The sequence below is a fragment of the Paenibacillus sp. LS1 genome, assembly GCF_026013365.1.
GTDB lineage: Bacteria > Bacillota > Bacilli > Paenibacillales > Paenibacillaceae > Paenibacillus.
Genome location: NZ_JAPDOE010000025.1, coordinates 24,754 through 31,624, shown reverse-complemented (window position 1 = coordinate 31,624; position 6,871 = coordinate 24,754). Strand labels below are relative to the sequence as shown.

Sequence of the window (6,871 nt, the reverse complement as noted above, 5' to 3'; positions counted from 1 at the left end):
TGATAAGACGCTATGAAAATCATCTCAGTATTTGAAAAGAGCGATAAGCTCATTTTGAATCTGACGAGATTAAAAATCTCATTTGTGCTCCAGCCGATCCAAGCCAAGGCTCGTCTCAAACTTTCGCGTTCATTCTGCAAGCAGAATGTTTACTCACTCGTTGTTCAGTTTTCAAAGATCAAACTTGTTTCGTTACCGAACGTTTTCCTCTTCAGCAACTCTTATATATTATCATGTCCGAACCAACTTTGCAAGCTCTTTTTTCAAGTTTCTTTCGAAGCTTATTTCATTCGCTTGCCTCACCGTGTAAACCGTGTTTTCTTGGCCGGATTAATAATATATCATGCAGATGCTGCACTTGTAAAGAGTTAATTATTAATAATATTAAATCCTCACTTTTACTTTATCAAAGACCTTGAATCTAAGATAAAATCTTAGGTTCAATTGTATTATCCTGCAGCTTAATCTTCTCTACTTAATCTGTCTTTCTTCTATATATAGAAGATAACCCTCTCAACTCTCATAATCGAGACGAAAGGGTTACCTTCAAAATAATCTATATTTATTTACGTTCTACTTTATATCCTTTATCCTCAAGCAATTTCACGATCCCGTGATCGCCCAAGTAGTGTGCCGCGCCGACAACAATGAAATACTCCTCGCCTTTGCCGTTTTTCAGGTATCCGTCGATTTTGTCGGCCATACCGATATTACGATCAACCAACATTGCTTTGTTGTACTCCTCGTTCGTGGAGAAGCTGTTTGTCAGTTCAAGCAGTTGCTCGTCATTACCCGTTTTCCACATCTCAGCCATTTGATTCACGCTGTTATCCAGAACGTCGAAGTTGTCGAGTGTTGATCTCAATGTTTCCTCTTGTAACTCTTTGGAAAAGTCGTTAAACATACCAAGTTGAGATTGATACGTCTCCAGCTCAATAACTGGGAGTTTGCGCTCGATCGCCTTCTGAATGAAATACAGATCGACTCCGGAAGATGCTTCGTATCCAGCAGTTGCTGACTTCAGGCTTGCAAGTGTGCTTTCTACTACCCAAGGTTTGAATGCATCCAAGGCGTTAGGCTCCAGACCACTTTTCTTCAAAATGTCGCCCAGCTTAGTATACGTCTCACTGGTGATGTGGTCTTTCAGTGTTGTCCCATCCTGATACGAACCTAGATTCAGAACCAGCTTTTGCTGCTCTTCATCAGCGGCTTTGCTAATATCAATCTCTACGCCGAGATAATCGGCTTCAGCAAATGCTTCTTCAAACTCCGGACGCAGTGGGTAGAAGCTCTCATCGGCAATGTGCATCGAACCTACCAGATATACCGTATTTCCATTGCTTTCAACTTCCCACATGAAGCCACGTCCACCGGCTTGGACAGTTTCCGTCCCTCCACCTTTGGATACCAGCAGCACCGTGCGGGTTGTAGCATCCCAGCGAACTTCGTAACCCGCTGCATCACCAACGATGCGGATTGGCGCATATGTTACACCGTTGATTCGTGTAAGTTTGCTTTTAAGTGTAATCGTTTTGCCATCTACCACAGCCGTGATCGTATCATCTGTCGCAGTTGTCAGCTTCACGTCCATGGCATCCAGCGTGGTGCGCAGTGGAACCAGTGTTGTACCCTTATCCAGGATTGGTGCTCCTGTAGCATATTTCACGGCCTGATCGTTGACCTTGACGGAAGTTTCCTGAGGAGCAGCCATAGCTGGTACTGCAGATGCGAGCAAACCTACGGAGATGGTAAGAGATAAGAGCATGCGTTTCCAATTCTTCATATTATGTATTCTCCTTTAGTGAATATAGTTGCCAATACAGTTTTAATAGAATGGACATCCTTAGATACTACGGATAAAGGTGGGAATTGGTGCCACTCCAAAACGGAGCAGCACTTTCTCCCTTCATTACTCTCAATAGATAGACAATACATAGCACCATCTATCTTAGATCTTATAAGCTTTCATAGCCTTAAATAATTCCTTGAAGGTTGGGCGTTTACCGTACATCAACACACCCGTGCGATAGATTTTGGCTGCAAGCCATCCGAAGATGATAATGGACACGATGAGAATCGCTAAGGACGTTAGGATCTCCCAAGTTGGCGCAACTCCTGCGCCAATCCGTACCAGAATCGCGGTCGGCGATGTGAATGGAATGAAGCTTGCGATTTTCAACAACAGAATGTTCGGTGTAGAAATACTGAAGATTGCAATATAGAAAGAAACGAGCGACAACATCGTAATCGGCAGAACGGCCTGACCGAGTTCTTCAGTACGGCTTACCATTGAACCAATGGCAGCGAACAACACGGCATACAGGAAGTAACCCAGGATGTAGAATATGAGTCCATACACAATAACCGCAATATTCACATCACTTACATTCATATTGAAATCACCTAATACTGCACGGTTATGCGGCAACAAGATATTTCCGGCAACCACAGCCCCGAAGATCCCAATTTGCAGCATACCGACCATGAAAATACCGATGATTTTACCAAACATCTGACTGAGCGGTGATACACTCGTGATCAGAATCTCCATAATACGCGAGCTCTTCTCAGCCGTGATCTCGGAGGCAATCATGTTGCCTGTCATCATCGTCGAGGTAAACAGCAGGATGATCAGCAAGTACACCACAATATAGTTAATCGGGCTCATTGCACCTTCAGACTCAGTACCAGCTCCGCTCTCATCTGTACTCAAGCTTTGCTCGGTGAGCTTCACAGGTGTTGTAATCAGTTCCTTCTGCTCCGCTGTGAGTACATCCTTCACAACTACGTCCAGCTTCACACTTTGCAACGCAGCTTCAATAGATGCAATGATCTGAGGTGAGACGTCTTCTGCTGAATAGAGAACGGGCTGCGGGAACTCTTGCCCGGAAACAGTTTCAAACTTCAGATAGCCATCGGTAAGCCCTGCTTCCGCATCTGCTTTGAGGACCGCCTCATCTTTGTCACCACTGGTGATGAATCGATAAGCCTGATCTCCTTGAGCCGCTGAGAAGCTCTCCAGTTTCTCGGAAACTTCAGGCTGCCCTGTACTCAGAAGACCAATATTTACAGGACTATTGCTTGAAGCTCCGCCAATGGAACCCCCATTGAATAAGGTAATGAAATATGGAATATTGAGTCCGATTGAAATTAAAAGTGCAAGTACAATGGTCGTCACCATGAATGATTTCGTTTTAACTTTGTTTTTAAATGTAAAACCCGTAATCGTTCCCATTTTATTCATTCGACTCACCTACCTCACGAATAAAGATTTGGTTAAGCGTTGGTTCCTTCAGCTCAAAGTGTTCCACTGTCGTCTGGGTCATGGCTGCTCTCAGTATCTCTTGAGCTGCTTCCACCTGACGAATATGTATCAGGTACCCACGCTCGTTCCGCTCGACTTTCTTCACGCCGGACAATTGTTCCAGCCCTTCCACATTTCCAGTCGTACCCAGGAATACCTGTTCACGCGGATACCGGCTCTTGATCTCCTTGATCTCTCCTTGTACCACAGTGTTGGAACGATGCAGAATGGTAATCTGACGACACAACTCTTCAACGTGCTCCATGCGGTGTGTTGAGAACAGAATGGCTGTGCCTTCGTCTCGCAACTCCTTGACGGTGGATTTGAGTAATTCCACGTTCACAGGATCCAGTCCACTGAACGCTTCATCCAGAATGAGAATCTGCGGTCTATGCACTACGGCTGCGATGAAGCCCATCTTCTGCTGATTACCTTTGGATAATTCCTCAATCTTTTTATCGTAATACTCAGGTACCTCAAACCGGTTCAGCCAGTACTTGAGGCTCTGATCTGCATCCTTGCCATTCATGCCACGAAGCCGTGCCAGGTAATTAATCTGTTCGCTGACTTTCACCTTCGGGTACAATCCGCGCTCTTCCGGAAGATAACCCATAATCTGCTGCAGCTCCGTATTGTAGGGCTTGCCGTTGTACAGGATATTGCCTCCGTCAGGGTGGATCAGTCCGAGCACCATACGCATTGTTGTTGTTTTACCTGCACCATTGGCTCCGAGCAGTCCGTAAATCTCCCCTTCTTTTACATTGAGCGTGACTCCATTAACGGCTGTTTTGTCTGCATATTGCTTAACGACTTGCTTCAATTCCAATCGGTTCATCATTTATCGTCTCCCTTCGGTTATTTCCACTGTACGGGTGCATACCCGGCAATCCAGAATGCCAGCACTTCATCCAATTCCAAGTTACGGATCTTCAATACCCGGTTATTGGACAGCTCCAGCCTTTCTTGCGCTTCACTGATCCGGGTTGTAATTATGCGAACCAGTCCTCTCTCTTCCAAAGAAGATTCCACAACACCAGGGATGCTCTCTGGCCTTAAATCTCCTTCATACCAGACTTCTTTCCACTGATCGAGCACCATATCTTTCTCAGCCATCCCCAGCGACTGACCACGGTGCATCAACACGATGTAATCTGCAAGCCTTTTGACTTCGTCCGCAATATGTGTGGCAATCAGAATTGTGGTGTCTCCCCCTGCCATGAAGGTACGAAACTGCTCAACCATCACTTTCCAGGCAAAGGGGTCCAGTCCTGATGAAGGCTCATCCAAAAGTAATAATCTTGGGCGAGCTGCAATTGCAGCTGCAATCTCAAATTTTCGCCGTTCTCCCTTGGACATCTTGTTCAGCTTCACATCAACAGGTACTTCCATATCCTGAATCAGTTGGTCGAACAACTTCATATCCCAACGTGGGTACCAATACGCTCGAAAATGGGCTGCTTCCTGTGCTGTTATCCGGTTCTCTTCCGAACCAGCGTTATCTGCCACAAAACCAATCTGTTGTCTCAGTTCAATGGGAAGTGGCCCCTCATGTTCCTGACCAAACCATATAATCTGTCCGGCATCTGGCAGCACTACTTGCTGCAGCATGTTAAGAAGTGTGCTTTTACCTGAACCGTTATGACCGAGAATAGCGACTACATACCCTTCCGGGATGGAGAGATCAATTGGGCCAATAACTCTGCGTTTTCGCATTTTGGATACGCCGTTCAACTGGATTGCTATGGGTTCCATGTATGAATCACTCCCTTACTTCACGTAAATAGCCTTCAGGACTTCCCGGAACAGGCTCTCCATCTCTTCTTCCGTGCACCCTACCGATTTCCCGGATTGCACTGCTGCCTGAATCGCTTCCTGTGCGGCCTTCAATCTATAATTTTCTCTGTCGCCGGCTTCTACCTGGGCCACAAATGTACCTGTCCCCTGCTTCGTACGAAGCAGGCCTTCATTCTCCAGATCCTGATAGACCCGTCTAACCGTAATGACACTGCAATTCAGCGCTCCGGCGAACTCACGAATGGACGGCAAATGTGTTCCCTCCCCCAACTGACCCGTAATTATCAACGATCTTAACTGATTTTCAATTTGGTGGTATAAAGGTTCAGCGCTATTTTCATTAATTTGAATGGGTATTTTCACATCTTGCACCTCGCCCTCCGGTACACTCCAGTCTGTTACCTGACCGTGCCGGTTTCATCCTGTATTCGTACATAAGCTCAATTCTCATTTTAATTCAAATCCCGATGAACCAGCTTCTTCAGCGTAAACCGACTAAACAGCCATAAACCCACTACGCCAGCCACCAGAGAAACCCACATGATCGGGGAAAGCAGCCCCCATGATTTACTTCCATCCATTACAATCCGCAATCCGTAACTGCCTGACATTCGAATCAGTATCGATATGCCAATGGCGAATGGTATAAAAAGCGTACTGAGAAGCAAGTATTTCTTGCCACTGTTCAGAAACTCTCCGTAAATATAGAATCCTGTTACCAAGAGGCCATAACCTGTACAGGTAAGGCTAAAGGCCAGATACTGATCCCATCGGAATCCTTCGGTATGAAGGTTAACCACGTATAACGATCCGTAGAAAAAGATTCCATTGTACGTAAACGCCATCAGAGACTGCTGTAGCCTGGACCACATCACCACTTGTTCAGGGATGGGAATTCTGCGATAGTAGGCCAGCATCTGCGTATAAGAATCCTCCTGTATGTAACGGAAGGAGCGCCTGCAGAACATAAACCCTTGAAATGGCAACATGATCAAAAAGAAGGCATCCACTACTGGATTAATAATATCTGTCTGTTGTTGTCCTAAAAACATCACACCGCTCATGCTGCCAGTGTATATCATGAATAATGCAGACCATAGCCATTGGAGCTTATCCTTATGCATTTGACTGCGGGTCAACCAACACGCCTGCTTCCATTCGTTCATATGCCTGCCTGCCTTTCACCTGTCATTCACTCACCTTGCTTACTGTGTTTACTGTATATATCAATATACACAGTATACAGACCCAGTTCTCATCCCGTCAACCCTAATTTTCCTGAATCAGGAAGATGGGATGGGACACTTTTCAAATTTACGTTAAAATAAATTATAGCAACGACTCAAAGAAAGGATGGTTACAGCTATGGATTGGCTGGTCGAGATCGGGTTTGTTCTCCTTTTCCTTATCGTTGTCATCTGGTTGATCCTCAGGGATGAACCTCGTCGTCATTCTGCCAAAAAGGGCAGACACCGCATCCGCCGTAACAACGGTTATACAGACTCTGCTTCGGGATATCCGGTCATTACAGGAGATGACTCCTATGATCGACATTCCAGACACACACCAGATCACAAACATCATGATTCAGATTCTTCATCAGGCACACATTCTCATCACAACAGCGATAGTGGTGGCAGCAGCGACAGCGGTGGGGATAGTGGTGGCGGAGACAGTGGAGGTGGCGGGGATTAAACCGTATTCCCCAATGACAAAAGAAGGGCTGTACCCATTATTGTGTAAACACAATTCGGGTACAGCCCTTTGCCGTTC

The 6,871-nt window shown here is 45.8% G+C and carries 7 protein-coding genes; 1 reads left to right on the top strand and 6 read right to left on the bottom strand.

Annotated elements, in window-relative coordinates; all coding sequences use genetic code 11:
* Positions 1-562 precede the first annotated feature (562 nt).
* The 6 genes from OM416_RS31660 to OM416_RS31635 form a co-directional block, all read right to left on the bottom strand.
* Positions 563-1,783 (bottom strand): TraB/GumN family protein, encoded by a 1,221-nt coding sequence (locus OM416_RS31660; RefSeq protein WP_264936324.1) that lies wholly within the window; start codon positions 1,781-1,783, stop codon positions 563-565.
* Between the two features lie 165 nt (positions 1,784-1,948).
* Positions 1,949-3,244, bottom strand: coding sequence for an ABC transporter permease (locus tag OM416_RS31655; RefSeq protein ID WP_264936321.1), 1,296 nt, complete (start codon positions 3,242-3,244; stop codon positions 1,949-1,951).
* Positions 3,237-4,139 (bottom strand): ABC transporter ATP-binding protein, encoded by a 903-nt coding sequence (locus OM416_RS31650; protein WP_264936330.1) that lies wholly within the window; start codon positions 4,137-4,139, stop codon positions 3,237-3,239. The genes OM416_RS31655 and OM416_RS31650 overlap by 8 nt, the downstream gene beginning before the upstream one ends.
* Positions 4,140-4,159: 20 nt before the next feature.
* Positions 4,160-5,056 carry an ABC transporter ATP-binding protein gene (locus OM416_RS31645; protein WP_264936318.1) on the bottom strand — a complete coding sequence of 299 codons (897 nt, stop codon included), beginning with the start codon at positions 5,054-5,056 and terminating at the stop codon, positions 4,160-4,162.
* A gap of 15 nt (positions 5,057-5,071) precedes the next feature.
* The gene (locus tag OM416_RS31640; protein WP_264936327.1) at positions 5,072-5,461 is read right to left on the bottom strand and encodes a GntR family transcriptional regulator; all 390 of its coding nucleotides are present in this window, start codon (positions 5,459-5,461) and stop codon (positions 5,072-5,074) included.
* Positions 5,462-5,550: 89 nt separating this feature from the next.
* A complete protein-coding gene (locus OM416_RS31635) occupies positions 5,551-6,264 on the bottom strand; it encodes a hypothetical protein (protein ID WP_264936315.1) in 714 nt (237 codons plus the stop codon).
* A 199-nt stretch (positions 6,265-6,463) separates the two neighbouring features.
* Between OM416_RS31635 and OM416_RS31630 the strand changes: the two genes are divergently transcribed.
* Positions 6,464-6,793 carry a hypothetical protein gene (locus OM416_RS31630; protein WP_264936311.1) on the top strand — a complete coding sequence of 110 codons (330 nt, stop codon included), beginning with the start codon at positions 6,464-6,466 and terminating at the stop codon, positions 6,791-6,793.
* Positions 6,794-6,871 lie beyond the last annotated feature (78 nt).

Excerpts from the sequence above, each read along its gene's own strand:
- OM416_RS31660 (WP_264936324.1), bottom strand. The coding sequence starts at position 1,783 with ATGAAGAATTGGAAACGCATGCTCTTATCTCTTACCATCTCCGTAGGT.
- OM416_RS31655 (WP_264936321.1), bottom strand. The coding sequence starts at position 3,244 with ATGAATAAAATGGGAACGATTACGGGTTTTACATTTAAAAACAAAGTT.
- OM416_RS31650 (WP_264936330.1), bottom strand. The coding sequence starts at position 4,139 with ATGAACCGATTGGAATTGAAGCAAGTCGTTAAGCAATATGCAGACAAA.
- OM416_RS31645 (WP_264936318.1), bottom strand. The coding sequence starts at position 5,056 with ATGGAACCCATAGCAATCCAGTTGAACGGCGTATCCAAAATGCGAAAA.
- OM416_RS31635 (WP_264936315.1), bottom strand. The coding sequence starts at position 6,264 with ATGAACGAATGGAAGCAGGCGTGTTGGTTGACCCGCAGTCAAATGCAT.
- OM416_RS31630 (WP_264936311.1), top strand. The coding sequence starts at position 6,464 with ATGGATTGGCTGGTCGAGATCGGGTTTGTTCTCCTTTTCCTTATCGTT.